The sequence below is a fragment of the Aeromicrobium phragmitis genome, assembly GCF_003674095.1.
GTDB classification, from domain to species: Bacteria; Actinomycetota; Actinomycetes; order Propionibacteriales; family Nocardioidaceae; genus Aeromicrobium; species Aeromicrobium phragmitis.
In genome coordinates this window covers 72,978-97,361 of the sequence record NZ_RDBF01000003.1, presented here as the reverse complement: position 1 = coordinate 97,361, position 24,384 = coordinate 72,978, and the positions used below count along the sequence as shown (strand labels likewise).

Below are 24,384 nucleotides of genomic sequence, written 5' to 3'. Positions count from 1 at the left end.
AGCTTCGGCGTGTTTCCCTCCACAACCGATTGTGATGACACTTCTAGCACGAAAGGACCATCGGAGGAAACTGCTTTGGTGCAAACGTCACAAAGCGGTCATCTGCCCGTTTCCGCCACGAGTGCGTCTCGGCGGCCGCAGAAAGGTGACCGTGGCGTGGACCCGGCACCGGTACGATCGCAGAATTCCAGCTAGCATCCTCAGCACCGTGACCGAATGGCCGATGGGAGTCTCGTGGAAGAGTTGTCCCTCCTGTTGTGGCGAGAGCGCGAGCTGCTCGACACACTGCTGTTCAAGCTCGAGCTCGAACAGCTCGTCCTGTCCTCGGGGCGGACGCGGTGGCTCGCTCGTTCGGCCCGTGAGGTCGAGGCCGCGTTGGAGGCCATCCGCGAGACCGAGGTGCTCCGCGCCGGGGCCGCCGAGGCCGTCGCCGCCGAGCTCGGCCTCGACCCGGACCCGAGCCTGCGGGCACTCGCGGATGCGGCCGGCGAGCCGTGGTCGACGATTTTGCACGAGCACCGGGACGCCTTCCTCACCGTGACCGGCGAGATCCGCCAGCTCGCGGACACCAATCGAGAGCTCATCACGAACGGCCAGCGTGCGGCGAGGGAGATGCTGATGGACATCACCGACAAGGACACGTATCGAGAGGACGGCGGTGCTGACACCTCGGCCGTCCGACCCCGCTACTTCGACCAGGACCTCTGATGGCGGGGTCCTTCGCGAGTTTCGGCAGTGCGCTCTCGGCCCTGCGCCACAGTCAGGTCGTCGCGGACATCGCCGCGGGCAACATCGCCAACGCCGGGACCGAGGGTTATCACCGGCGGCGGGTCGAGGCCGCCTCCGGCACCATGCCGATCACACCCGCCCGCTGGTCGCATCCGGCCGTCGGCCAGGGGTCCGGCGTCTCGGTGCTCGACGTGTCTCGGATGACCGATCCCCTGCTGGACGCCCGCGCCCGCCGCGAGCACGGGCGGATGGAGCAACTGGCCGTGCGGACCGAGACCCTCGCCCGCCTCGAGTCGGGAATCGGTGAGCCCGGCGACCATGGCGTCTCGGCCGCGATGGCCTCGTTCCGCCAGGCATGGCACGACCTCGCCAACCAACCGAGCAGCGACGCGGCCCGCAACCAGGTCATCTCCGCCGGCGTGGAAGTGGCCGAGGCCCTCGCCACCCAGGCGCGCCGCTTCGGCGAGGAGGCCACCGACCAGCGCACGGCGCTCGGCGAGTTCGTGGCCGAGACGAACGCGCTGACCCAGGAGCTGGGGCAGCTCAATGAAGCCATCGCACGCGACCGGCTCTCCGGCGTCAGCAATCCGGACCTCATCGACCAACGCGATCGGGTGGCGATGCGGCTGAGTGAGCTCACGGGGGCCACCACCGAGGTGCGCGCCGACGGCGGCATGGATGTCACGCTCGGCGGCGCATCGCTCGTCAACGGCAAGGAGGTCCAGCCGCTGACGATCACGGCCGAGGACCCGCTCGACCTCGCGATCAGCGGGCCGACCGGCGACGTGCCCGTCACCGCCGCCGTCGGCGGGGCGATCGGCGCGACCGTCGAGATCATCACCGTGACGATTCCCACGTACCTCGCGGGCCTGGACGCGACGGCCGCCCAACTCGCGGACGACGTGAACGCCGCGCACCGCGCGGGCTACACCGCGGACGGCTCGCCGGCGGGCGACTTCTTCACGTACGGCCCCGCTGCGGCCTCCTCACTGCACGTGGCCGTCACCCAGCCCGGCGAGGTCGGCGCGTCCGGTGTCGCCGGCGGTGCCGTCGACGGGTCGAACGCGACCGCCGTCTCGGACAGCATCCGCGGCGGCGAGGCGGCGTACCGCTCCTTGGTCACCGACTTCGGTATCACCGTCGCCACCGCAGACCGTCTCGCCCGGAACCAGTCCGTCCTCACCGACCAGATCGACCTGAGCCGGCAGCAGATCGCCGGCGTCAATACCGACGAGGAGGTCATCTCCATCGCCCAAGCGCAGCGGAGCTTCGAAGCGGCTTCGCGGGTGATCACGGTGGTCGACTCGCTTCTCGACACGCTCATCAACCGCACGGGGGTGCTCCGCTGATGGCCATCTCTCGCGTGACTCACCAGATGATGACGCAGCGCGCCGGATCGAATCTGCAGAACAACTTGCAGCGACTGGCCGAGATCCAGGAACATTTGTCCACGGGACGCCGCCTGAACCGTCCCTCCGATTCGCCTACGGATGCGTCCACTGCCATGCGACTGCGCTCTTCACTCGCCGACCACCACCAGTACGTCCGCAATGCCGAGGACGGGCTCGGGTGGCTCGGGCAGATCGACAGCACCTTGCAGGGGGTGTCCACGGCGGTCCGCCGGGCCTACGATCTGGCGCTGCAGGGCAGCAACACCGGCTCCATGGGCGACCAGGCCCGCGAGGCGCTCGCCCAGGAGATCGATCAGATCCGCGAGGGCATCATCGACTCGGCGAACACCACGTATCTCGACCGTCCGGTGTTCGGCGGTCTCACTCCGGGCTCGGTCGCCTATGACGCCGACGGTCAGTTCGTCGGGACACCAGGGGCGGTGGAACGTACCGTCGCCGACGGCGTGACCATCCGGGTCGATGCCGACGCCGCGGCCACGTTCGGTCCGCCCGGCGCCTCGGTGTTCGACGTGCTCGCCGACCTCTCGACGGCGCTGCGCAACAACGACGCGGACGCGATCGCGCAGGGCGTCGACGCCTCCAAGGCGGCGCTCGACCGCATCACGTCCAGCCTGTCCGAGGTGGGCCTCCGTTACGCCCGCGTCGACCAGGCCGCCCAGTCCGCCCGCGACGCCGTTCTCGACCTCACCTCGTCGCTCAGCGGCGTGGAGTCCGCGGACCTGCCGAGCACTCTGGTGGAGCTGCAGATGCAGGAGGTTGCGTACCAGGCCGCTCTCGCGGCCACGGCTCGCGTCCTGCAGCCGAGCCTGGTGAGTTTCCTGCGATGAGCGCCCCCACCACGGACATCCCCACGATCCGCTTCGTACGGCCGATCCCCGGGTTCCCCGAACTTCGCGATTTCGCCCTCGTCCGCCTCGACGACGACGGCGTTTTGTGCGAGCTGCGGTCGCTCGACGGCGACACCCACTTTCTGGTGGCTCCGCCACAGGTGTTCGTCGAGGGCTACGCACCGCAGGTCGCCGAAGACGCCATCGCCGCGCTGGAGCTCGATGCGGCCGACGACGCGGTCGTGCTCGGCGTCGTGACGGTCGGGAAGAGCCTTGCGGCCAGCACCATCAACCTCGCGGCGCCGATCGTCGTCAACGTCCGCAGCCGGCTCGCGGCCCAGGTGCTCGCCGACGACGCCGACAGCGACGCGGTGCGCACCCCGCTGGCACCGCTGGCCACGGTATAGCGTGGTCGCATGCTCGTTCTCAGTCGTCGCGTCGGTGAGCAGCTCATCATCGGCGACGAGGTCACCGTCACGGTCCTCGAAGTCAAGGGCGACGTCGTGCGCATCGGCATCGAGGCTCCCCGCTCGGTCCCGGTGAACCGCGCAGAGCTGCTCGTCGAACTGCAGGACAGCAACCGCGACGCGGCCTCCCCCGCGCCGGATCAGGTCGATTCCCTGCGCGCTGCGCTGCGGCGCGAGCCCTGACCCCTCACGCGAGAGCGGTGCGTCCTCAACCTGACGCCTCGTTGAGCGGTGCGTCCTCAACCCGATGAGGGCGTCGATACGTTCACCACGCACCGCCGCCCACCGCGATACGTTCACCACGCACCGCTCAGGCAGGGAGCGGGTGCAGATACGACAGAACCCCCGGGCCGAAGCCCGGGGGTTCTGTCGTAGAGAGTCAGTGACTCACTTGAGGATCTTCGTGACGCGACCGGCGCCGACGGTGCGGCCACCCTCGCGGATCGCGAAGCGCAGACCCTCTTCCATGGCGATCGGCTGGATCAGCTGAACGCTCATCTCGGTGTTGTCGCCGGGCATGACCATCTCGGTGCCCTCGGGCAGCGTGACGACGCCGGTGACGTCCGTGGTGCGGAAGTAGAACTGCGGACGGTAGTTGTTGAAGAACGGCGTGTGACGGCCACCCTCGTCCTTGGACAGGATGTAGACCTGGCCCTCGAACTCCGTGTGGGGAGTCGTCGAACCGGGCTGGATCACGACCATGCCGCGCTCCACGTCCTCGCGCTTGGTACCACGCAGGAGCAGACCGACGTTCTCGCCCGCCTGACCCTCGTCGAGGAGCTTGCGGAACATCTCGATGCCGGTGACGGTGGTGGTCTGCTTGTCGTCGCGGATGCCGACGATGTCGACCGTGTCGTTCACCTTGACGATGCCGCGCTCGATACGACCGGTGATGACGGTGCCACGACCGGTGATCGTGAAGACGTCCTCGACCGGCATGAGGAACGGCTTGTCCGTCTCACGCGGGGGCAGCGGGATGTACTCGTCGACCGCGTTCATCAGCTCGAGGATCGACTCGCCCCACTTGGCGTCGCCCTGGAGCGCCGGGTGAGCGGCGACCTTGACGACCGGGACGTTGTCGCCGTCGAACTCCTGCTCGTTGAGGAGCTCACGGACCTCCAGCTCGACGAGCTCGAGGATCTCCTCGTCGTCGACCATGTCGCACTTGTTGAGCGCGACGACCATGGCCGGAACGCCGACCTGGCGAGCCAGGAGGACGTGCTCACGCGTCTGCGGCATGGGACCGTCGGTCGCCGCGACCACGAGGATCGCGCCGTCCATCTGCGCCGCACCCGTAATCATGTTCTTGACGTAGTCGGCGTGGCCGGGGCAGTCGACGTGCGCGTAGTGACGGTTCTCGGTCTGGTACTCGACGTGCGCGATCGAGATCGTGATGCCACGCTGCTTCTCTTCGGGCGCCTTGTCGATGGCGTCGAACGCGTAGTCGTCGTTCAGGTCCGGGTACTTGTCGTGCAGCACCTTCGTGATCGCCGCGGTCAAGGTGGTCTTGCCGTGGTCGATGTGACCGATGGTGCCGATGTTCATGTGCGGCTTGGTCCGCTCGAACTTCGCCTTAGCCACTTGGGGCTCCTCCTGGATTGATTGTTGCTGTTGAACGCCGTGTGGTCACCCGATGACGAGTACCTCAGGCCACCTTATTCGATGGTCCGCTGTTACTCGCCGCGGGCCTTCTTGATGATCTCTTCGGCCACGGCCTTCGGAACCTCGGCGTAAGAGTCAAACTGCATCGAGTACGAAGCGCGGCCCGAAGTCTTGGACCGCAGGTCACCGACGTACCCGAACATCTCGGACAGCGGCACCAGAGCCTTGACCAGCTTGGCTCCGCCGTATCCCTCCTCCATGGACTGAACCTGTCCACGACGGGAGTTGAGGTCGCCGATCACGTCGCCCATGTAGTCCTCGGGCGTCGTGACCTCGACGGCGAACATCGGCTCGAGCAGGACCGGGTTGGCCTTGCGCGCCGCCTCCTTGAACGCCATCGAGCCGGCGAGCTTGAACGCGAGCTCGGAGGAGTCGACGTCGTGGTACGCGCCGTCCTCGAGCGTCACCTTGACGTCGACCATCGGGTAGCCGGCGAGGACACCGAACTGCATGGCGTCCTGCGCACCGGCGTCGACCGAGGGGATGTACTCCTTCGGCACGCGGCCACCGGTGACCTCGTTGACGAACTCGTAACCGCCTTCGCCACCGACGATCGAACCGTTCGGCTCGATGCCCATGATGACCTTGGCGAACTGGCCCGAGCCACCGGTCTGCTTCTTGTGCGTGTAGCTGACGCCGTCGACCTTCTTCTTGATGGTCTCGCGGTAGGCGACCTGGGGCTTGCCGACGTTGGCCTCGACCCGGAACTCACGCTTCATGCGGTCGACCAGGATGTCGAGGTGGAGCTCGCCCATGCCCTTGATGATGGTCTGGCCGGTCTCCTCGTCGGTGTGGACCTGGAACGTCGGGTCCTCCTCAGCGAGGCGCTGAATCGCGACACCGAGCTTCTCCTGGTCACCCTTGGTCTTGGGCTCGATGGCGACCTCGATCACCGGATCGGGGAAGGTCATCGACTCCAGCACGATCGGCTTGCTGGAGTCGGCCAGGGTCTCGCCGGTCGTGGTGTCCTTCAGGCCCATGACGGCGACGATCTGCCCGGCACCCACCGACGCGATCTCCTCGCGCTTGTTGGCGTGCATCTGGTAGATCTTGCCGATCCGCTCCTTGCGCCCCTTGGTGACGTTGAGCACCTGGGTACCAGCCTCGAGTCGACCCGAGTAGACGCGCACGAAGGTCAGCTTGCCCAGGTGCGGGTCGGCCGCGATCTTGAAGGCGAGGGCCGAGAACGGCGACTCCTCCGACGGATCGCGGGTGTCCTCGACGTCCTCGTTGTCGGGCTTGTGGCCCTGGACCGAACCGATGTCGAGCGGCGAGGGCAGAAAGTCGACGACTGCGTCGAGCAGCGGCTGAACGCCCTTGTTCTTGAACGCGGTGCCGCACAGGACGGGGTTGAGCGCCGTGGACAGCGTGGCGCGACGGATCGCAGCCTTGAGCTGGTCGACGCCGATGTCCTCGCCCTCGAGGTACAGCTCGGCGATCTCGTCGTCGACGTCGGCGAGCGTCTCGAGCAGCGCCTCACGCGCCTCGGCGGCAGCGTCGGCGAGCTCGGCCGGGATCTCCTCGACCTCGTAGTCCTCGCCGATCGAGGTCTCACCGCGCCACGTCAGGGCGCGCATGCCGACGAGGTCGACGACACCGAGGAAGTCGGACTCGGCACCGATCGGCAGCTGCAGGACCAGCGGGGTAGCACCGAGGCGCTCGCGGATGGTCTTGACGCAGAAGTCGAAGGACGCGCCGGTGCGGTCGAGCTTATTGACGAAGCACATGCGCGGGACGCCGTACTTGTCGGCCTGACGCCACACGGTCTCCGACTGCGGCTCCACGCCGGCGACGCCGTCGAACACGGCGACCGCGCCGTCGAGGACGCGCAGCGAACGCTCCACCTCGACGGTGAAGTCGACGTGGCCGGGGGTGTCGATGATGTTGATCTGGTTGTTCTTCCACCAGCAGGTCGTCGCAGCGGACGTGATGGTGATGCCGCGCTCCTGCTCCTGCTCCATCCAGTCCATCGTGGCGCCACCCTCGTGGACCTCACCGATCTTGTAGTTGATGCCGGTGTAGAAGAGGATGCGCTCGGTGGTGGTGGTCTTACCGGCATCAATGTGCGCCATGATGCCGATGTTGCGAACGCGCTTGAGGTCGGTCGTGATGTCAGTAGCCATGGGAGCTTTCTGCGGTGATCGCGGCTAGTGGTCGGACTCGCTGTGGAAGGAGGCCCGCCACATCGCGAGGTGAGTGATTACCAGCGGTAATGGGCGAACGCCTTGTTGGCTTCGGCCATCTTGTGGGTGTCCTCGCGCTTCTTGACGCTCGCGCCCAGTCCGTTGCTGGCGTCGAGCAGCTCGTTCATGAGTCGCTCGGACATGGTCTTCTCACGGCGCTCCTGGGCGTACTTGACGATCCAGCGCAGCGCGAGGGTGGTCTGGCGGCCCGGACGGACGTCGACCGGAACCTGGTAGGTGGCGCCACCGACACGGCGGCTCTTGACCTCGAGGCTCGGCTTGACGTTGTCGAGCGCGCGCTTGAGCGTGATGACCGGATCGGTGCCGGTCTTCTCGCGGGTGCCCTCGAGGGCGTTGTAGACGATGCGCTGCGCGACCTGCTTCTTGCCGTCGAGGAGCACCTTGTTGATCAGCTGGGTGACCAGCTGGCTACCGAAGACCGGGTCGGTCTCGATGGCACGCTTGGGAGCGGGACCCTTGCGAGGCATCAGCTCTTCTCCTTCTTCGCGCCGTAGCGGCTGCGAGCCTGCTTGCGACCCTTCACGCCCTGCGTGTCGAGCGAGCCGCGGATGATCTTGTAACGAACACCCGGCAGGTCCTTCACACGACCACCACGAACGAGCACGATCGAGTGCTCCTGGAGGTTGTGACCCTCGCCGGGGATATAGGCGGTGACCTCGGTGCCGCTCGAGAGCTTCACACGAGCAACCTTCCGCAGCGCGGAGTTCGGCTTCTTCGGCGTCGTGGTGTACACGCGCGTGCACACGCCACGGCGCTGCGGCGAACCCTTGAGCGCGGGCGTGTTCGTCTTGACCACCTTGGACTGGCGGCCCTTGCGAACCAACTGGTTGATCGTGGGCACTACATGCTTCTTTCTGCTGACCGATGTTGTTGCCTGAAAGGTGACGCGGCCCCTGCGAATCGTCGCCGATTCGGTGGGCACGCACGCCGGCCTGACAGATGTCAGGCACAGCGCATAAGCCTACCGGAGCCGGTGAGACGGGTCAAAATCGAGGTACCCTTCACCGAGTTCCAGCGTATCGAGCGGCCCCAAGCGGCAGGGGTTCAGGGCACGCGAGGCCCGGCGAAGAAGTCGACGGCAGCACCGGTCAGGTCCAGCCGATCGCTCGGGAGCCGGTTCCACAGCGCCAGGTACAGCTCGGAAACGGTGCCGCGCGCCACGCCGACCGCGTCGGCCTCGCTGCTCACGATCATCGGGGGTTGCAGGGGATTCTCGCCCGGCACCAGCGTCCAGACGCGGTCGATGTCGGTGGCGACGAGATCGATGGGGCCACGGACCACAGGGGGACGGCCCCGCGCGACCATCCGCCGTAGAAAGACGCGCAGCAGTTCGCTGACGCCGTCGGCGGCCACGTCGTCGGTGATCCCCCACCCGTACTCGGGGCGGCCCAGCGCCTGCGCAAGGTCGACGGCATGAATGGTCGTCTCGTGCAGTTGCCGGCGCGACCAGAACGCGGCGACCTCGTCGATCTGCGCGAAATTGGGCGTCGGCTCGTCGCCGTCGACGGCTTGGAGCGCGGCGAGCAGCGCGGTCGCGATGCCGGCGTACCACTCCTCCAGCGGCTCGGTGGGCCGGGAGGCCGGCTCGTCCGCGATACGTTGACCGCTCAGCACGGTCGCCGCCGCCCAACGGTGGACGTTGCCGAGATGAGCGACGAGGTCCGCGACCCTCCAGTCCGCGCATGCGGGGACTGGTTCGTCGCCCTCCGCTCCCATCGTCAACTCGGTGAACCGGGCCATCGCATGACCGAGGGCGATGAGCGGGTCTTCCATCACCTCACCTCGACTCTCGCGCCAGCAGCTCGGCCAAATGCAGGCTGTCGACGTCGGTGAGGTCGTCGATCTGGATACGGCAGCTGAAGCCGTCGGCGAGCACGATCGTGCCCGGCTCGGCGTCCCTTAGCGCGGGCAGGAGCTGCTGTTCTGCCACGCCGAGGGAGACCTCGTAGTGCCCCTTCTCGACGCCGAAGTTGCCGGCCAACCCACAGCAGCCGCCGAGCCGCTGGATCTGCGCACCCATCGATTCCAGCAGCGCCAGGTCCGGTTCGAACCCGAGCACCGAGGAGTGGTGGCAATGCGGCTGCACGATGATGCGCCGACCGCTGAGGTCGGGTGCCTCCCACTCTTCGTCGCGCCGCAGGAGCTCGGCGAGGGTGAGCACTCCCCCGGCGACCTCGGCCGCTCGGGGGTCGTCGATCAGTTCGACGGCGTCCGAGCGCAGCACCGCGAGACAGGAGGGCTCGAGCCCGACGACCGGGACGCCGGCTGACACGAACGGATGGAGCTGCTCCACCGTGCGCTCGATCAGCTCCCGGGCCGTCTCGAGCTGACCCGTCGTGATCCAGGTGAGTCCACAGCACTGCGGCCGCTCCAGCAGTTCCACCGCGTATCCGGCCGCCTCGAGAACCTCGACGGCCGCGCGGCCGGAGGTCGTGCCGAAGTACTCCGTGAACGAGTCGGCCCACAGCAGGACGCGCTTGTCGCCTCGAGGAGTGTGGCCGCGCAGCTGCCGACTGAGGGTGCGCGTCGCGAACCGGGGCAGGCTGCGGCGCTGATCCACACCTGCCACCCACCGGGCGATGTGCACGATGCCGGGGATGCGCAGCGCCAGGTTGGCCAGACCCGCAACCGGTGCGGTCAGCCGTGCCCAGAAGGGCAGCCGCCCGAGGATGTAGTGGCTGCGGGGACGGCGCTTGCCGCGATACGTCTGGTAGAGCACCTCGGACTTGTACGTCGCCATGTCCACGCCGGTCGGGCAGTCACTCAGGCAGCCCTTGCAGGACAGGCACAGGTCGAGCGCCTCGTGCACCTCAGGGCTCGACCAGCCCTCGTCGACGAGACGACCGTCGACCATTTCCTGCAGCACGCGAGCTCGGCCGCGCGTGGAGTCCTTCTCCTGACGGGTCGCCTGGAAGGACGGGCACATGACACCGCCGGTGGCCTGGTTGGCCGCGAGGCACTTACCGACGCCGGTGCAACGATGCACGGCGGCACCGAAGCTCCCCTCGTCATGTAGGAGCCGTAGACCCTGACGCGCGCCTTGACGTCCGGGTCCCCAGTCACGGTGCTGACCGCGCAGGTCCGCCTCGACCGGACGCGGTTCCACAAGGACGCCGGGATTCAACAACTGGTGCGGGTCGAAGACCTGCTTGATCTGCGCGAAGAGGTCTGTCGCCCGGTCCGAGTACATGAGCGGAAGCAGCTCGGAGCGGGCCCGGCCGTCGCCGTGCTCACCGGAGAATGACCCCCCGTGGGAGGCGGCGAGGCGCGCTGCGTCGAACAGGAACTCGCGAAACACCCGGTGTCCGTCGGGCGCGTCGAGCTCGAAGTCGATCCGTACGTGGACGCAGCCGTCGCCGAAGTGGCCGAACGGGACGCCGTGGACGCCGTACTCGTTCATCAGGGTGTCGAACTCGCGCAGATAGGCCCCGAGGCGTTCGGGCGGGACCGCGGCGTCCTCCCAGCCCGACAATGCGGGCCGCTCGAGCGCCCGGCCCGCGAGGCCGGCGCCCTCCTCGCGGATCCGCCACAGGACGGCCTGCTCGATCGACGACGTGACGTGCCGGTGGCCCAGGGCCCCCGCCGCCCGCACGACCTTGGCGGCGCGGTCAGCGAGCTCCGCGGCGTCGTCGCCGGACAGCTCGACGTAGAGGTAGCCGCCGCCGTCAGGAAGATCGGGGACGGCGGTCGTGCCCTTGGCGGCGCGGTACACCTCGACGATCCGGGCGCCGAGACCCTCGCACGCGGTCGGCGAGAACGGCAGGACCGCGGGCGTGTGGTCGGCGGCCTCGGCCATCGAGGGGTAGGCGAGCACGACCAGGTGCCGGTGCGCCGGGTCCTTCACGAGGTCGACGGTGGCCCCGAGCAGGAGGGCGAGAGTGCCCTCGGTGCCGGCCATGAACGAGCCGACGTCGAACCCGCGCTCGGGCAGCAGATGCTCCAGGCTGTAACCGGAGACCTGGCGGCCGAACCGTCCGAACTCGGTGCGGACGGTGGCGAGGTCGGAGCCCACCACCCCGCGCAGCTTCTCCAGCGTCGGCGAGGCGACAGCGACGTCGCGCCCCACCTGGATGCGCTCTCCGCCGATCGTCAGCAGGTCGAGCGCGGCCACGTTGTCGGCGCTGCGACCGTAACCCAGAGCGCGGTTGCCGCACGCGTTGTTGCCGATCATCCCGCCCACCGTGCAGCGGGTGTGGGTCGACGGGTCCGGGCCGTAGCGCAGTCCCAGCGGCGCGGCGGCGCGCTGGAGGGCCGCATGCACCAAGCCTGGCTGCACCTCGGCGGTGCGGGTGGCCTCGTCGATCGCGAGCACGCGGTTCATGTGCTGCGCGAAGTCGACGACGATGCCGGTGCCGACGGCATTACCGGCGATCGAGGTGCCCGCTCCCCGGGCGGTGATCGGCGTCTCCGTCTCTACCGCGACGGCCGCGATGGCCATGACCTCGTCGATGTCGCGCGGCCGCGCGACGACGCGGGGCACGACGCGGTACAGCGACGCGTCGGTGCTGTAGAGCGCCCGCGTCAGCGACGAGTCGTCGACATCGCGCACGCCGCGACGGCGCAACGCGGCTGCGACGTCCGTCGTGGTGGCCGCGACCTCGGCTACCACAGCTCCACCGAGGCATCGAGGATGGCCGCGATGTCGTCCTCGCCGACGGCCTTCGGGGCCGTCGCGAGCAGGCGCTGCTGCTTGAGCGCACCCTCGACGAGCGCGTCGTGGTGACTCTCGTCGAAGCCGACCGCCGCCAGCCCGTTCGGGATGCCGACGTCGCGCATGATCGAACGCAGCACCTGCGGGAGCAGATCCTGCGGACGGTCGGCGCGCGCATCCGGATCGAGCAACCGGGCAGCGCGAACGTGCCGGTCCGGATCGGCGTCGAAGGTGAACGCGAACGCGGCCGGCGCGGTGAGTGACACCGCCATGCCGTGCGGGACCATCGCGTGGTCGGCGTCGTAGCCCTGGGGCCGGAAGCCCTCCGGAACCTGACCGGCGATCGGGTACGCGTTCGCGTGCGGAATGTGCACGCCGGCGTTGCCGAAGCCGAGACCGGCGAAGGTCGCCGCCATCGCCATCTGCTCACGCGCCTGGACGTCGTCACCCTGCCGCACGGCCGTGCGGAACGCGCCCGCCATCAGGCTCAGCGCCTTCTCGGCCCACAGGTCGGCGATGGGATTGGCGCCGCAGTACGGCACGCGCTCATCGGCCCGCTTGTGCTCATAGGAGGTGTAGGGCCGCGCCGTGTAGCTCTCCAGGGCGTGGCACAAGATGTCCAGGCCGGACGCCGCTGTGACGCCGGCCGGCTGGCTCACGGTGAGTTCGGGATCGACCACGGCGTAGACCGGCCGGAGCCGGGCGTGCGAGATACCCGTCTTGACGTGCTGGCTCACCACGTCCAGGACGCAGATCGTCGTGCTCTCACTGCCTGTTCCCGTCGTGGTGGGGACGGCGATCAGCGGCAGCAGCGGGCGGCGCGGGGCGCGTCCGCCGCCCACGGGCGCGTTCACGTAGTCCATGAGTTCGCCCTCGTTGGTCAGCATGAGGTCGACCGCCTTGGCGGTGTCGATGCTGCTGCCGCCGCCGAAGGCGATGACCGCGTCGAACGGCGCGGCCGCACGGGCGAACTCGACGGCCTCGATGAGGCTCGCGTCGGTCGGCTCGACTCGGGTTCGGTCGAAGACGACCACTTCTCGCCCGCTCGCGCGGATCTCCTCGGCGAGCGCGGCGGGGGCGCCCGTCGCCGCGACGCCCGGATCGGTGACCACGAGCACCCGATCGACGTCCCAGTCGCCCAGGTCGGCAGCGATCTCGTGCCGGGCTCCGGCCCCGAACTTGAGCCGGGGTGCCCCGTAGGTGAAGACGGTCTCGGGTTGGTCGGGGTGGAAGGCCGCCACGTCATCTCCTTCGCCGCGCGTGACTGTGGTCAGAAGGATACGCGCCACGCCGGACGGCACGGTTGGTGCGTGGCCTTAGGCTGGTCCGGAACGGATCGGTACGAACGAGGTGGAGATGAAGCGCAGACTGATGGTGACGGCCGGCGTGAGCGCAGCCCTCTTGGCTCTCACGGCCTGCGACTCGGGCAGCACCACGCCCGCCCCGTCGGCGTCGCCCACCGCGCTCGCCACCCCCGAGGACGCTCCCGTGGACAGCCACGAGTCCGGCCTGGAGAGCCCCATCGTCTACGGGCTCACGGTGCCGCGCGGCGCGGTCCAGCTCGGTCCGCTCGTGCAGGTTCGCAGCCAGGAGTTGCTCGACACCTACCGTCCCGAACTCGAAGCCATCCTCGCGGAGCGCGCAGCCGAAGAGGCCGCGGAGCAAGCTGCCGAGGAGGCCGAGAACGAGGGCGAACCCTCCGACGACGCTTCCCCCTCCCCCACGCCGACACCGACCCCGACCGACATCCGACCCGAGCGCGACACCTTCTCCCCGCTCGAGGAGCCTCCGCTGCCGGACACGGTGACCTCCGTCATGCGCATCGACGAGGATCCCACGGAGGTGACCCGGTCGATGCTCGCGCAGATCGACGTCCTGCTGCCCGACGAGGAGATCGTCACCGACGACCTCGGCCGCCACTGCGCCTCGGAGAACAACCGCATCACGCATTGCGCACTCGACGTCACCGGCACCACGCCCGGTGATCGCGAAATCCGTGTGCAGCTCGACATCGATCCCGGAGATCTGGCGACCCGCACGGCGAACGCCTACGCGCAGGAGCGGCCGGTCATGGTCCTCACCGTGACCTACATCGGAGACCCGCGCGAGGGCCAGGAGAACCGCGAGCCCGAGCAGCTCGACGACGTCGACCCGATCGACACCCCGGAGAAGTCGGGTCTCATCTGGCCCAAGATGGATCTCGACGCGCCGGGCGAGGGCCCGTTCCTCGGTGACTGGACCCCGCCGGAGGAGGGCCGCGTCCTGCTGACCGGGCACGACCCGGCGTTCGTCCTCGTCTACACCCAGCGCTCGACGGAGGGCGCTCAGATCGCCCGAGAGTACGTCGCCTCGAAGACGGGCGTCGAAGAACCCGTGCGGGACGTCGTCGCCTACCTCAATGAGGTCAACGCGGTGTACTCCGCGCAGGCGCCCGACGGCACCACGGCGCGGGCCGTCCACGTCGTCACCGCGCGCGGCAGCTACACCTTCCTGTTCTCGATCCCCCCGGCGTAATAGTCCCCGGTCGCCGAGGAGACCGGAGCTCTGCGAAGGCCCATGGAGCCATCGCAGGAGGGGCGTAGCCGCGATGGAGCGAGCGGCGTACCGAAGGGCGCCGCTACTCGACCACCGGCAATCGGTGGTCGAGTAGGAGGTCGCTCAGCGACCGACGTATCGAGACCACGTCGCGGTTCCTGAGTAGCCGCGAGGAACGAGCGGCGTATCGAAGGGCGCCGCTACTCGACCACCTAGTTTTACCCGGCCAGGAGGTGGTCGAGTAGGAGGTCGCTCAGCGACCGACGCATCGAGACCACGTCGCGTCAGATGGTCTCGATACGCTGCTCGGCTCGCGTTACGGCGTGTAGTCGGCGAGGCGTTCCATGACGTAGTCGACGACCGGAAGGGTGGACAGCGCGGCCACGTCCGTGAGCGGCACCCAGGCGGCCTCGTCGGTGGTGCCGTCGACCTCGACGACCCGCGGCTCGACGCCGGGCTCGACCGTCACTGCGTACAGCACGTGGACGCCGTGATAGTCCTCGTACGCATCGTGCCGGCCATGGTCGATGACCCGGAGCGAATGGATGTCGACGAGCCGGACGGCACTCGCCGTGAGCCCGGTCTCCTCATAGAGCTCGCGCCGGACGGCGTCGTGCGGTGCCTCGCCGTGGTCGACACCGCCTCCGGGCAGCGCCCAGTACCCCACGGGATAACCACTGGGCGAGATCTTGGTGAGCAACAGGGCGCCGTCGCGGACCACGACCGCGTACGCGCCCAAGCGTTGCGTACGTCGCGGGCCGGTGAGTGAGGGCGTCTGCTCAGGGCTGCCGAACTCCGTCATCTCGGTAGAGTCAATCACAATGACATCGCTCGCCCCGCTCGCCCACGAGTCGAAGAAGCCGAGGGAACGCGTCGCGTATCTCGACAACGCGCGCTTCTGGGTCATGCTGCTCGTCGTCATCGGTCACTCGCTGACCGAACTCGTCGTCATGAACTCGGCACGTGGCGTCTACACGTGGATCTACCTGTTCCACATGCCGTTCTTCATCCTCATCTCCGGGTACACGGCTCGCCACTACGTGGGTGACTTCCGGCAGGTGCGGCGGATCGTCGCGACGCTCATCGTGCCGTATCTGCTGGTCGAGACGTCACTGCAGCTCATGACCCGCCACTACGACGGTGAGCCCGAGCATCTGATGATCCTGTCGCCGCAATGGGTCGGTTGGTTCCTCGCCGCGCTGTTCGTGTGGCGGCTCACGACGCCCATCTGGCGAGCGCTCAAGTACCCGGTCACGACGTCCGTCACCATCTCGCTCGCCTCGGGGCTCATCGAGATCCCGAACGTGCTGGCGCTGCCGAAGGTGCTCGGCTTCCTGCCGTTCTACGTCATCGGCCTGCACTTCAATCGCGAGCTGTTCCTGCGGCTGACTCAGCTGCCGTATCGCGTGGCGGGTGCCGTGCTGCTCCTGGGTTCGCTCGCGGTGTCGCTGCTCTTCGCCGACCATCGGTTCCCGACGCAATGGCTGCTGTATCGCGGCCGTTACGACGAACTCGACGTGTCGATGTTCGAGGGCGTCGCCGTGCGCGGATTGCTCATCGCCCTCGGTCTGCTGCTCACGCTCGCGGCGCTCTCGCTGGTGCCGCGCGGCCGTTCCATCACGACGGTGCTCGGCTCGCGCACGCTGTACGCGTACCTCCTGCACGGCTTCATCATCATCTACCTGGATCGCCAGTTCGGCCTGTGGGCCGCGATCGAGCCGTACGGGGCCACAGCCGTCCTCGGCTGCATGATCGTCGGCGCGGTCGTCGCAGTCCTGCTCATGACCAAGCCGGTCGCCACGGCGTTCCGGCCCGTCTTCGAGCCGAAGCTCGCCTGGATGTTCCGTGACCCGTCCCAGGACGTGCACCATCCACCGCGCGAGGTTCCGGTGTGGAAGCAGCAGAGCCGCCGCGCACCCGCGACGCGTGGCGACGATCCGGGGTCGGCCCCCTTCACACGCCTCATCCGCTGAGGCTCAGCCCACCGGACGCGCGCGGCCGGTGGGCGGTGCGTGGTCAACACATCGCCCCCTTGAGCGGTGCGTGGTCAACACATCTCCCACTCGAGCGGTGCCTCGTCAACCTGTCGAGAGGCCGGAAACGTTGACCACGCACCGCTCCTGGCTCGGATACGTTGACCAGGCACCGCGCCGCGCGCGAACAGGTTGACCACACACCGCGCCTCACGCGAATACGTTGACCACACACCGCGCCTCGCGGAAACGTTGACCACGCACCGCGCCTCACGCGAACACGTTGACTACGCACCGCGCTTCGCGGCGCGCGGCCGGAGACACGACGAAGCCCCCGCCGGAGAACCGGCGGGGGCTTCGTCGTGGAGCGTCAGTTGTCGAACGACGTGAAGTCGAAGTCGTCCAACGCGACCGGAGCAGAATCCGACGGCCCGAACTGGTAGTCGAAGCTGTCGTACCCAGCCACGGCGTACGCGTTCTGGCGCGCCTCCTCGGTCGGCTCGACCCGGATGTTGCGGTACCGGTCCAGACCCGTACCGGCCGGGATGAGCTTACCGATGATGATGTTCTCCTTGAGGCCACGCAGGGAGTCCGACTTGCCCTGGATCGCGGCCTCGGTGAGCACCCGGGTCGTCTCCTGGAAGGACGCGGCCGACAGCCACGACTCCACGGCGAGCGACGCCTTGGTGATGCCCATGAGCACCGGACGGCCCGAGGCCGGCGTGCCACCCTCGGCCACCACGCGGCGGTTCTCCTCTTCGAAGAGTGCCCGGTCCGCGAGGTCACCGGGGATCAGGTGCGAGTCGCCCTGCTCGATGACCGTGACGCGACGCAGCATCTGGCGCACGATGATCTCGATGTGCTTGTCGTGGATCGCCACACCCTGCGAGCGGTAGACCTCCTGCACCTCGTCGACCAGGTGCTCCTGCGCCCGACGGACACCGAGGATGCGCAGAACCTCCTGCGGATCGGGCGTACCGTGCGTGAGCTGCTGACCGACCTCGACCGAGTCGCCGTCGCGGACCAGCAACCGGGCGCGCTTGGTGACCGGGTACTCGATCGGCTCCGAACCGTCATCGGGGGTGATGACGATCTTGCGGGTCTTGTCGGTGTCGTCGATCTGCACGCGGCCAGCGGCCTCGGTGATCGGGGCACGGCCCTTGGGCTGACGCGCCTCGAACAGCTCGACCACGCGCGGCAGACCGTGGGTGATGTCGTCACCGGCCACACCGCCGGTGTGGAAGGTCCGCATGGTCAGCTGCGTGCCGGGCTCACCGATCGACTGGGCCGCGATGGTACCGACGGCCTCGCCGATGTCGACGAGCTTGCCGGTCGCCAGCGAACGTCCGTAGCACTTGGCGCACGTACCGGTCTTGGCTTCGCAGGTCAGGACCGTACGGACCTTGATCTGCTCGATGCCGGCCTCGACCAGCTGGCCGATCTCGACATCGCCGAGGTCGCCGCCGGCGACCACGAGCACCTCGCCCGTCTCCGGGTGGGTGATGTCCGTGGCTGCGTTGCGGGCGTACGCCGAGGTCTCGACGTTCTCGGCCTTGACCAGGGTGCCGTCCTCGAGGCGCTCACCGATGATCTTCGGCAGACCGCGTTCGGTACCGCAGTCCTCCTCGCGGATGATGACGTCCTGGCTGACGTCGACCAGGCGACGGGTCAGGTAACCCGAGTCGGCCGTACGCAGCGCCGTGTCGGCCAGACCCTTTCGGGCACCGTGCGTGGCGATGAAGTACTCGACCACGCTCAGGCCCTCGCGGTAGTTCGCCTTGATCGGACGCGGGATGATCTCGCCCTTCGGGTTGGCCACCAGGCCACGCATCGCGGCGATCTGACGCAGCTGCATCATGTTGCCGCGGGCACCGGAGTTCACCATCATGTAGATGGGGTTGTCCTCGTGGAAGGTCTCGCTCATCTTGTCCGCGACCTCACCGGTGGCCTGCGTCCAGATCTCGATGAGCTCCTGGCGACGCTCGTCCTCGGTGATGAGACCGCGGTCGAACTGCTGCTGGACCTTCGCCGCCAGATCCTCGTACTTGGCGAGGATCTCGGGCTTCTCCGGCGGGCTGACGACGTCGGCCATCGAGATGGTGACGCCCGAACGGGTGGCCCAGTGGAAGCCGGTGTCCTTGAGGTTGTCCAACGCCACCGCCACGTCGACCTTGCTGTAGCGCTCGGCGAGATCGTTGACGATCGTGCCGAGCTCCTTCTTGCCGACCTGGAAGTTGACGTACGGGTAGTCCTCGGGCAGCGCGTCATTGAAGATCGTGCGGCCCAGCGTCGTCTCGCGGCTCTCGTCGCCGATGCGGATGCGGATCTTGCTCTGCAGCGTGATCTCCCCGCGGTCGAACGCCATCTGCGCCTCGGCCGGCGAGCTGAACGAACGCCCCTCGCCGGGGTGGCCGTCGCGCTCGAGCGTCAGGAAGTACAGCCCGATGATCATGTCCTGGGTGGGCATGGTGACCGGTCGGCCGTCCGACGGCTTGAGGATGTTGTTCGTGCTGAGCATGAGGATGCGGGCCTCGGCCTGCGCCTCGGCACTCAGCGGCAGGTGCACGGCCATCTGGTCACCGTCGAAGTCGGCGTTGAACGCCGAGCAGACGAGCGGGTGGATCTGGATGGCCTTGCCCTCGATCAGCTGCGGCTCGAACGCCTGGATACCCAGACGGTGCAGCGTGGGCGCACGGTTCAGCAGCACCGGGTGCTCGGTGATGACCTCTTCGAGCACGTCCCACACGACCGGGCGAGCACGCTCGACCATGCGCTTGGCGCTCTTGATGTTCTGCGCGTGGTTGAGATCGACCAGGCGCTTCATCACGAAGGGCTTGAACAGCTCCAGCGCCATCTGCTTGGGCAGACCGCACTGGTGCAGCTTGAGCTGCGGGCCGACCACGATGACCGAACGGCCGGAGTAGTCGACGCGCTTACCGAGCAGGTTCTGACGGAACCGGCCCTGCTTGCCCTTGAGCATGTCCGAGATCGACTTGAGCGGGCGGTTGCCCGGACCCGTCACCGGACGCCCGCGACGACCGTTGTCGAACAGTGAGTCGACGGCCTCCTGCAGCATCCGCTTCTCGTTGTTGACGATGATCTCGGGCGCGCCGAGATCCAGCAGCCGCTTGAGGCGGTTGTTGCGGTTGATGACGCGGCGGTACAGATCGTTGAGGTCCGACGTGGCGAACCGACCACCGTCGAGCTGGACCATCGGACGCAGCTCCGGCGGGATCACCGGGACGGCGTCGAGGACCATGCCCTCGGGGCGGTTGTTGCTGCCCATGAAGGCCGAGACGACCTTGAGGCGCTTGAGCGCACGGGTCTTGCGCTGACCCTTGCCGGTGGCGATGACCTCGCGCAGCTTCTCGGCCTCGGCCTGGAGGTCGAAGTCCTGCAGGCGCTTCTGGATCGCCTGGGCGCCCATGTAGCCCTCGAAGTACTGCCCGAAGCGGTACTGCATCTCGCGGTAGAGCATCTCGTCGCCCTCGAGGTCCTGGACCTTGAGGTTCTTGAAGCGGTCCCAGACCGCTTCGAGACGATCGATCTCGCGCTGAAGGCGGTCACGACGCTGCTTGGCCTCGCGCTCCGCGGCGTCCTTGACCTTGCGCTTGGCATCGGCCTTGGCGCCCTCGTCCTCGAGCTGCTTGAGGTCCTCTTCGAGCTTGGCCATCCGCTCGTTGACCTCGTTGTCGCGCTTGTTCTCGAGCTGCTGGCGTTCCATATCGATCTTGGCCTCGAGCGAGGACAGATCGCGGTGGCGCGCCTCCTCGTCGACCCGCGTGATCATGTAGGCCGCGAAGTAGATGACCTTTTCGAGGTCCTTCGGCGCCAAGTCGAGCAGGTAGCCCAGACGGCTCGGCACACCCTTGAAGTACCAGATGTGCGTGACCGGGGCGGCCAGCTCGATGTGTCCCATGCGCTCACGGCGGACCTTCGAGCGGGTGACCTCGACGCCGCAGCGCTCGCAGATGATGCCCTTGAAGCGCACGCGCTTGTACTTGCCGCAGTAGCACTCCCAGTCCCGGGTGGGACCGAAGATCTTCTCGCAGAAGAGGCCGTCACGCTCGGGCTTGAGCGTGCGGTAGTTGATCGTCTCAGGCTTCTTGACCTCACCGAACGACCAGTTGCGGATGTCGTCGGCGGTCGCGAGACCGATCTTGAGCTGATCGAAGAAGTTCACGTCGAGCACGTTGTCTTCTTTCCCTTTCGAAATTCTGTGGTGCGAAGAGGGGTCCGAGCCGTGGCTCAGACCTCCTCCACGGAGGAGGGCTCACGGCGGGAGAGGTCGATGCCGAGCTCCTCGGCAGCGCGGAAGACGTCCTCCTCCGCGTCGCGCATCTCCACGGCAGTGCCGTCGGCGGAGAGCACCTCGACGTTGAGACACAGCGACTGCATCTCCTTGACGAGCACCTTGAAGGACTCCGGGATACCCGGCTCCGGCACGTTCTCGCCCTTGACGATGGCCTCGTAGACCTTGACGCGTCCGAGAATGTCGTCGGACTTGATGGTCAACAGCTCCTGCAGCGCGTAGGCCGCACCGTACGCCTCGAGCGCCCAGACCTCCATCTCACCGAAGCGCTGGCCACCGAACTGGGCCTTACCGCCGAGCGGCTGCTGGGTGATCATCGAGTACGGGCCGGTCGACCGCGCGTGGATCTTGTCGTCGACCAGGTGGTGCAGCTTGAGCATGTACATGTAGCCGACGCTGATCGGGTCCGGGAACGGCTCGCCGCTGCGGCCGTCGAACAACCGCGCCTTGCCGTCGGGACCGACCATGCGCTCACCGTCGCGGTTCGGCAACGTCGAGTTCAGCAGACCCTGCAGCTCGTCCTCACGGGCGCCGTCGAAGACCGGCGTCGCGACCCGGCTGTCGGCCGGCGCCTCGGCGGCGTCGATCTTGCGCAGTCGCTCTGCCCACTCGTCCTTGACCTCGTCGGCGACCTTCCAGCCGGCCTTGGCCAGCCAGCCCAAGTGGGTCTCCAGCACCTGACCGACGTTCATGCGGCCGGGCACACCCAGCGGGTTGAGCACGATGTCGACCGGCGTGCCGTCCTCGAGGAACGGCATGTCCTCGACGGGCAGGATCTTGGCGATGACGCCCTTGTTGCCGTGACGGCCGGCGAGCTTGTCACCGTGGCTGATCTTGCGCTTCTGCGCCACGTAGACCCGCACGAGCTGGTTGACGCCCGGGCTGAGCTCATCGCCCTCGGCCGCGTCGAACACGCGGACGCCGATGACCGTGCCGGACTCGCCGTGCGGCACCTTGAGCGAGGTGTCACGGACCTCACGGGCCTTCTCGCCGAAGATCGCGCGCAGGAGGCGCTCCTCGGGGGTCAGCTCCGTCTCGCCCTTCGGCGTGACCTTGCCGACGAGGATGTCACCGTTGCCGACCTCGGCGCCGATGCGGATGATGCCGCGCTCGTCGAGGTTGGCGATCATCTCCTCGCTGACGTTCGGGATGTCGCGGGTGATCTCCTCCGGGCCCAGCTTGGTGTCACGCGCGTCGACCTCGTGCTCCTCGATGTGGATCGAGGTCAGCAGGTCGTCCTGGACCACACGCTGGCTGAGGATGATGGCGTCCTCGTAGTTGTGGCCCTGCCAGGGCATGAAGGCGACCAGCAGGTTGGTGCCGAGCGCCATCTCGCCCTCGTCGGTGCAGGGGCCGTCGGCCAGCGGCGTGCCGACCTCGACGCGCTGCCCCTCGCGGACCAGCGGGCGCTGGTTGGTGCACGTGCCCTGGTTGGAGCGGCGGAACTTGGCGAGGCGGTACGTGGTGTACGTTCCCTCGTCCTCCATGATCTCGACCGCGTCGGCCGAGACCTCCTTGACCACACCGGCCTTCTTGGCCACGGTGACGTCGCCGGCGTCGACGGCGGCACGGAACTCCATACCGGTGCCGACGAGCGGGGCGTCGTTGCGGATCAGCGGCACGGCCTGACGCTGCATGTTCGCGCCCATCAAGGCGCGGTTGGCGTCGTCGTGCTCGAGGAACGGGATGAGCGCCGTCGCGACCGACACCATCTGGCGCGGCGAGACGTCCATGTAGTCGACCTCGACCGCGGGACGCAGCTCGGCCTCGCCGCCGCGCTGGCGGACGAGCACCATGTCCTCGGCGAAGGCGCCGTCATCGGTGAGCGGCGAGTTCGCCTGCGCGATGATGTAGCGGTCCTCGTCGGTGGCGACCAGGTAGTCGATCTGGTCGGTGACGACACCGTTCTCGACCTTGCGGTACGGCGACTCGATGAATCCGAACGCGTTGATGCGGCCGAACGACGCGAGCGAGCCGATCAGGCCGATGTTCGGGCCTTCCGGCGTCTCGATGGGGCACATGCGGCCGTAGTGCGACGGGTGGACGTCACGGACCTCGTAACCGGCGCGCTCACGGGACAGACCACCGGGGCCGAGGGCGTTCAGACGCCGCTTGTGCGTCAGGCCCGCGAGCGGGTTGTTCTGGTCCATGAACTGCGACAGCTGGCTGGTGCCGAAGAACTCCTTCAGCGCCGCCACGACCGGCCGGATGTTGATCAGCGTCTGCGGCGTGATCGCCTCGACGTCCTGCGTCGTCATGCGCTCGCGCACGACACGCTCCATGCGGGCCAGACCCGTGCGGAGCTGGTTCTGGATCAGCTCGCCCACGGTGCGGATGCGCCGGTTGCCGAAGTGGTCGATGTCATCGGCCTCGACGATCGTGGTGCCCGCGGGCGCCTCGATCTCGGTGCGCCCGTCGTGCAGCGCCACGATGTACTTGATCGTCGCGACGATGTCGTCGATCGTCAGCGTCTGCTGATCGAACGCCTCGGCGGTACCGATCTTCTTGTTGATCTTGTGGCGACCGACCTTGGCGGTGTCGTAGCGCTTGGGGTTGAAGTAGTAGTTCTCCAACAGCGTCTGCGCGGCCTCCTTGCTCGGCGGCTCGCCCGGACGCAGCTTGCGGTAGATGTCGAGCAGGGCGTCGTCCTGACCGGCGACGTTGTCCTTCTCCAGGGTGAGCCGGATCGACTCGTACTCGCCGAACTCCTCGAGGATCTGCGCCTCGCTCATGCCGAGGGCCTTGAGCAGGACCGTGACGCTCTGCTTGCGCTTGCGGTCCAGGCGCACGCCGACGGTGTCGCGCTTGTCGATCTCGAACTCCAGCCAGGCGCCACGGCTCGGGATGACCTTGGCCGTGAAGATGTCCTTGTCGGACGTCTTGTCGGCGGTGCGCTCGAAGTACACGCCCGGCGAACGCACGAGCTGGCTGACGACGACACGCTCGGTGCCGTTGATGATGAAGGTGCCCTTGTCGGTCATGAGCGGGAACTCGCCCATGAAGACCGTCTGGCTCTTGATCTCGCCGGTGTCGTTGTTCATGAACTCGGCGGTGACGAACAGCGGGGCGGCGTACGTGACGTCGCGGTCCTTGCAGTCCTCGACCGAGTACTTGGGCGGCTCGAAGCGGTGGTCGCGGAACGAGAGGCTCATCGTCTCGGAGAAGTCCTCGATCGGGGAGATCTCCTCGAAGATCTCCTCCAGACCCGACTTGGTGGAGACGTCGTCGCGGCCGGCGGCGAGCGCGGCCTCGACGCTCTCCTTCCAGCGATCGCTGCCGATCAGCCAGTCGAAGCTGTCGGTTTGGAGAGCGAGCAGTTCGGGAACCTCGAGTGGCGAGGAGATTTTGGCGAAGGAGATGCGGCGGGGAGCCGAGACGTGCTGGGTGGTGCGGGCGTTACGCGAGGCGGCCAAGAGAAGTCCTTCCGAAAGACTCGCAGGCGAATGACTCATTCAGTTCGGTATGGTTGGCGCACAGAGCCGTGCCGAAGGGATCCACCGGAGGGCATGACAAAGGGCGCGCGAAGAATCAGTCTAACCCGAACGCCACGCCCATGACAAGCCGCGTCTTGACAACCGATGAGATTTCGGCAACTATCGGTCTTTTTCCTCG

17 protein-coding genes are annotated in these 24,384 nt (G+C 67.7%); 7 read left to right on the top strand and 10 right to left on the bottom strand.

The features are described 5' to 3' along the window. Positions 1–216 precede the first annotated feature (216 nt). From flgN to csrA, 5 genes are read left to right on the top strand one after another with little or no spacing between them, the layout of a single operon-like run. Positions 217–708 carry a flagellar export chaperone FlgN gene (flgN, locus tag D9V41_RS05105; protein ID WP_121793464.1) on the top strand — a complete coding sequence of 164 codons (492 nt, stop codon included), beginning with the start codon at positions 217–219 and terminating at the stop codon, positions 706–708. Beyond that, the gene (gene flgK / locus D9V41_RS05100) at positions 708–2,078 is read left to right on the top strand and encodes a flagellar hook-associated protein FlgK (RefSeq protein ID WP_121793463.1); all 1,371 of its coding nucleotides are present in this window, start codon (positions 708–710) and stop codon (positions 2,076–2,078) included. The genes flgN and flgK overlap by 1 nt, the downstream gene beginning before the upstream one ends. Then, positions 2,078–2,968, top strand: a complete 891-nt coding sequence (gene flgL, locus D9V41_RS05095) for a flagellar hook-associated protein FlgL (protein WP_121793462.1) — start codon at positions 2,078–2,080, stop codon at positions 2,966–2,968. Before flgK ends, flgL begins: the two co-directional genes overlap by 1 nt. After that, complete coding sequence (gene fliW / locus D9V41_RS05090) at positions 2,965–3,375, top strand: flagellar assembly protein FliW (protein WP_121793461.1); 411 nt, start codon at positions 2,965–2,967, stop codon at positions 3,373–3,375. Before flgL ends, fliW begins: the two co-directional genes overlap by 4 nt. Positions 3,376–3,384: 9 nt before the next feature. Beyond that, positions 3,385–3,618 carry a carbon storage regulator CsrA gene (csrA, locus tag D9V41_RS05085; RefSeq protein ID WP_121793460.1) on the top strand — a complete coding sequence of 78 codons (234 nt, stop codon included), beginning with the start codon at positions 3,385–3,387 and terminating at the stop codon, positions 3,616–3,618. Between the two features lie 204 nt (positions 3,619–3,822). Here csrA and tuf read toward each other — a convergent pair whose 3' ends face one another. From tuf to D9V41_RS05050, 7 genes are all read right to left on the bottom strand, one after another. Next, entirely contained in the window at positions 3,823–5,016 is a 1,194-nt protein-coding gene (tuf, locus tag D9V41_RS05080) for an elongation factor Tu (protein ID WP_121793459.1), read from the bottom strand. Positions 5,017–5,108: 92 nt separating this feature from the next. Further along, a complete protein-coding gene (gene fusA, locus D9V41_RS05075; RefSeq protein WP_121793458.1) occupies positions 5,109–7,220 on the bottom strand; it encodes an elongation factor G in 2,112 nt (703 codons plus the stop codon). A gap of 77 nt (positions 7,221–7,297) precedes the next feature. Further along, the gene (gene rpsG, locus D9V41_RS05070; protein WP_121793457.1) at positions 7,298–7,768 is read right to left on the bottom strand and encodes a 30S ribosomal protein S7; all 471 of its coding nucleotides are present in this window, start codon (positions 7,766–7,768) and stop codon (positions 7,298–7,300) included. Then, positions 7,768–8,142, bottom strand: coding sequence for a 30S ribosomal protein S12 (gene rpsL, locus D9V41_RS05065; protein WP_121793456.1), 375 nt, complete (start codon positions 8,140–8,142; stop codon positions 7,768–7,770). Before rpsL ends, rpsG begins: the two co-directional genes overlap by 1 nt. A 203-nt stretch (positions 8,143–8,345) precedes the next feature. After that, the gene (locus D9V41_RS05060) at positions 8,346–9,074 is read right to left on the bottom strand and encodes a maleylpyruvate isomerase family mycothiol-dependent enzyme (protein WP_133434116.1); all 729 of its coding nucleotides are present in this window, start codon (positions 9,072–9,074) and stop codon (positions 8,346–8,348) included. 4 nt (positions 9,075–9,078) lie between these two features. Further along, positions 9,079–11,910: an FAD-binding and (Fe-S)-binding domain-containing protein gene (locus D9V41_RS05055; RefSeq protein WP_121793454.1), complete on the bottom strand. Its 2,832-nt coding sequence runs from the start codon at positions 11,908–11,910 to the stop codon at positions 9,079–9,081. Further along, positions 11,904–13,193 carry a hydroxyacid-oxoacid transhydrogenase gene (locus D9V41_RS05050; RefSeq protein ID WP_121793453.1) on the bottom strand — a complete coding sequence of 430 codons (1,290 nt, stop codon included), beginning with the start codon at positions 13,191–13,193 and terminating at the stop codon, positions 11,904–11,906. The genes D9V41_RS05055 and D9V41_RS05050 overlap by 7 nt, the downstream gene beginning before the upstream one ends. A 115-nt stretch (positions 13,194–13,308) precedes the next feature. Here D9V41_RS05050 and D9V41_RS05045 point away from each other — a divergent pair, with 115 nt between their 5' ends. Next, positions 13,309–14,466, top strand: a complete 1,158-nt coding sequence (locus D9V41_RS05045; protein WP_121793452.1) for a hypothetical protein — start codon at positions 13,309–13,311, stop codon at positions 14,464–14,466. A gap of 337 nt (positions 14,467–14,803) precedes the next feature. Here D9V41_RS05045 and D9V41_RS05040 read toward each other — a convergent pair whose 3' ends face one another. Beyond that, a complete protein-coding gene (locus tag D9V41_RS05040; protein WP_166375925.1) occupies positions 14,804–15,289 on the bottom strand; it encodes an NUDIX hydrolase in 486 nt (161 codons plus the stop codon). Between the two features lie 19 nt (positions 15,290–15,308). Between D9V41_RS05040 and D9V41_RS05035 the strand changes: the two genes are divergently transcribed. Beyond that, a complete protein-coding gene (locus D9V41_RS05035) occupies positions 15,309–16,460 on the top strand; it encodes an acyltransferase family protein (protein ID WP_121793450.1) in 1,152 nt (383 codons plus the stop codon). 370 nt (positions 16,461–16,830) lie between these two features. Here D9V41_RS05035 and D9V41_RS05030 read toward each other — a convergent pair whose 3' ends face one another. Both D9V41_RS05030 and rpoB read right to left on the bottom strand, forming a co-directional pair. Continuing rightward, positions 16,831–20,652, bottom strand: coding sequence for a DNA-directed RNA polymerase subunit beta' (locus tag D9V41_RS05030; RefSeq protein ID WP_121793449.1), 3,822 nt, complete (start codon positions 20,650–20,652; stop codon positions 16,831–16,833). A 56-nt stretch (positions 20,653–20,708) separates the two neighbouring features. Then, on the bottom strand, positions 20,709–24,185 hold the full coding sequence (rpoB, locus tag D9V41_RS05025) for a DNA-directed RNA polymerase subunit beta (protein ID WP_121793448.1): 3,477 nt from the start codon (positions 24,183–24,185) through the stop codon (positions 20,709–20,711). Between the last annotated feature and the right edge of the window lie 199 nt (positions 24,186–24,384).